Raw genomic sequence first — 2,754 nt, 5'->3', positions numbered from 1 at the left:
CTCGTCCCCCTCACCGACACCACCCACGCGCGCACCGCCGTCCACCGCATCGCCCGCGCCGCACGCCGCGGCAACCCCCTCCTGGAAATCGAGACCTCCGCGGCCGTCCACGAACTGCTCGTCGCCCTGCGCCGCGCCCGCGCCGACACCACGCCCGGCGGCGAACCCGTCCTCCAGGCCCTCGCCCGCGACGCCTTCCTCCCCCTCACCGTCGCCCAGCACGCCGCCCGGCACGGCATGACCCCCGCCGAACTGCGCGCCGCCGTCCGCCGCGGGGCCGGCTGCAGCCCCAAGGACTACCTGCTCAGCATCCGCCTCGGCCGCGCCAAGGAGCTCCTCGCCGCCACCGAACTGCCCGTAGCCGCCGTCGCCCGCCGCGTCGGCTACGCCGACCCCGCCTACTTCAGCCGCCTCTTCACCCGCCGCGTCGGCACCGCACCCGTCCGCTTCCGCGCCCGGCAGGGACACGCCGTCCCCGGCGGCTGGAGCGCGCGCGTCCCCGACCCCGCCCACCCACCGGTGATCGCACCCCGTTCCTCCGCATAGGCTCGGTGACCATGAGCAACAGTTCCATGGACGAGTCCGTACGGGCCGAGCTGGGCCGGCTGCGCGACAGCATCGACAACATCGACGCAGCGGTGATCCACATGCTCGCCGAGCGCTTCAAGTGCACCCAGCAGGTCGGCCACCTCAAGGCCGCCCACAAACTGCCCCCCGCCGACCCGGCCCGCGAGGCCCGCCAGATCGCCCGCCTCCGCGAACTGGCCGAGAACGCCAAACTCGACCCCGCGTTCGCGGAGAAGTTCCTGAACTTCATCATCGCCGAGGTAATCCGCCACCACGAAACAATCGCCCGCGCGTAACGCGCCGCCGCGGCGCTTGCTCATACGGCTGCCCGTCCGGGCGCGGGCCGCGCACGTGCGGGTGCCCGTCCAGGCGCGGGCCGCGCACTTTCCTTCCGCCGCGACGGCGACCAGCCGAGACGACGCGCCCCGGCGGTGCCGTGCCCACCCGCAGCCGGGCCCGGCACCGCCGGTCTCCGCCGAGGGGGTTGCTGACCGCTGCGGCGGGGGAGTGGGTGCGCGGTGCCCATCCGGGCACGGGCCGCGCACTGGTGGTTGTTCCGCCGCGACGGCGACAAGCGGAGACGGCGCGCCCCGGCGGTGCCGTGCGCACCTGCATCTGTGCGGCATGGCCGGTTCCCCCGCGGCGGGGGAGTGGGCGCGCGGTGCCCGTCCGGGCGCGGGCCGCGCACTTTTTTCCGCCGCGACGGCGACAAGCCGAGACGGCGCGCTCCGGCGGTGCCGTGCGCACCTGCAGCCGGGTCCGGCACCGCCGGTCTCCGCCGAGGGGGTTGCTCGCCGCTGCGGCGGGGTTGAGGGGCGCGGTGCTCATTCCAGTGCGGGTCGCACACTGGTCTTCCGCCGCGACGGCGCCCAGCGGAGACGGCGCGTCCCGGCGGTGCCGTGCTCACCCGCAGCCGGGCCCGGCACCGCCGGTCCCCGCCGCGCGGGTCGCTCGCCGTTGCGGCGGGGGAGTGGGTGCCCGGCGGTCATCCCGGCCGCGGGCCGCGCACTGCGGCATGGCCGGTTCCCCCGCGGCGGGGGAGTGGGCGCCCGCCGCCGCGGGACGCGCCCCCACCCGCACCCGGCCCGCAACAATGTGCGCATGCCCGTACTCACCCGCGACGAAGCCCGCGCCCGCGCCCGCCTGCTCGACGTGCACCGGTACGCCGTCGACCTCGACCTCACCCGCGGTGACGAGGTCTTCACCTCGACCACCCGCATCCGCTTCACCGCGCGCGAAGCCGGCGACACCTTCGCCGAGCTCCGGCCCGCCGTCCTCCGCCGCGCCGTCCTCGACGGCCGGCCCCTCGACCCCGCCGCGCTCGACGACAACCGGCTGCCCCTCTCCCTCACCGCCGGCGAGCACGAACTGCTCATAGAGGCGGACATGCACTACTCCCGCACCGGCGAGGGCATGCACCGCTTCACCGACCCCGCCGACGGCGAAACGTACCTCTACACCCAGGCGTTCCTCGACGACGGCCAGCGCGTCTTCGCCTCCTTCGACCAGCCCGACCTCAAGGCGGTCTTCGACGCCACCGTCACCGCCCCACCCCACTGGACCGTCCTCGGCAACGCCGTGGGAACCCGTACGGGCGACCCGGCCGAAGGCCGCTGGACGTTCGCGACGACACCACCGCTCAGCACGTACTTCGTGGCGTTCGCCGCCGGCCCCTGGCACACCGTCCGCACCGAGCACGCCGGCCTGCCGTTCGCCCTGCACTGCCGCCGCTCCCTCGCCCCCCACCTCGACGCCGACGCCGACGAGCTCCTGGACATCACCCGCCGCTGCTTCGACCGCTTCCACGAGATCTTCGACGAGCCGTACCCCTTCGACTCCTACGACCAGGCCTTCGTCCCCGAATTCAACGCCGGCGCCATGGAGAACCCCGGCCTGGTCACCTTCCGCGACGAATACGTCTTCCGGTCCGCCGTCACCGACACCGAGCGCGAGACCCGCGGCGTGACGATCGCCCACGAAATGGCCCACATGTGGTTCGGCGACCTCGTCACCCTCCGCTGGTGGGACGACATCTGGCTGAACGAGTCGTTCGCCGAGTACATGGGCTACCAGGTCCTCACCGAAGCCACCCGCTTCGACGGCGCCTGGACCGACTTCGCCTGCGCCCGCAAGGGCTGGGGCTACGACGCCGACCAGCGCCCCTCCACCCACCCCGTCGCCCCGGAC

At 74.5% G+C, this 2,754-nt stretch carries 3 protein-coding genes; all 3 read left to right on the top strand.

Translation table 11 applies throughout. The features are described 5' to 3' along the window. On the top strand, window positions 1-546 hold a 546-nt coding region (locus ACSNOH_RS34335; protein ID WP_436725368.1), incomplete at its 5' end, for a helix-turn-helix transcriptional regulator. Between the two features lie 11 nt (window positions 547-557). Then, a complete protein-coding gene (locus ACSNOH_RS34330; protein WP_436725367.1) occupies window positions 558-863 on the top strand; it encodes a chorismate mutase in 306 nt (101 codons plus the stop codon). An 805-nt stretch (window positions 864-1,668) separates the two neighbouring features. Beyond that, the coding region (locus tag ACSNOH_RS34325; protein WP_436725366.1) for a M1 family metallopeptidase at window positions 1,669-2,754 on the top strand (1,086 nt) is incomplete at its 3' end.

Origin of the sequence: Streptomyces sp. URMC 127 (assembly GCF_051386535.1) — a bacterium.
Classification (GTDB): domain Bacteria; phylum Actinomycetota; class Actinomycetes; order Streptomycetales; family Streptomycetaceae; genus Streptomyces.
Note: the sequence above shows the minus strand (reverse complement) of the source record. Positions and strands in the feature narration are given on the sequence as shown.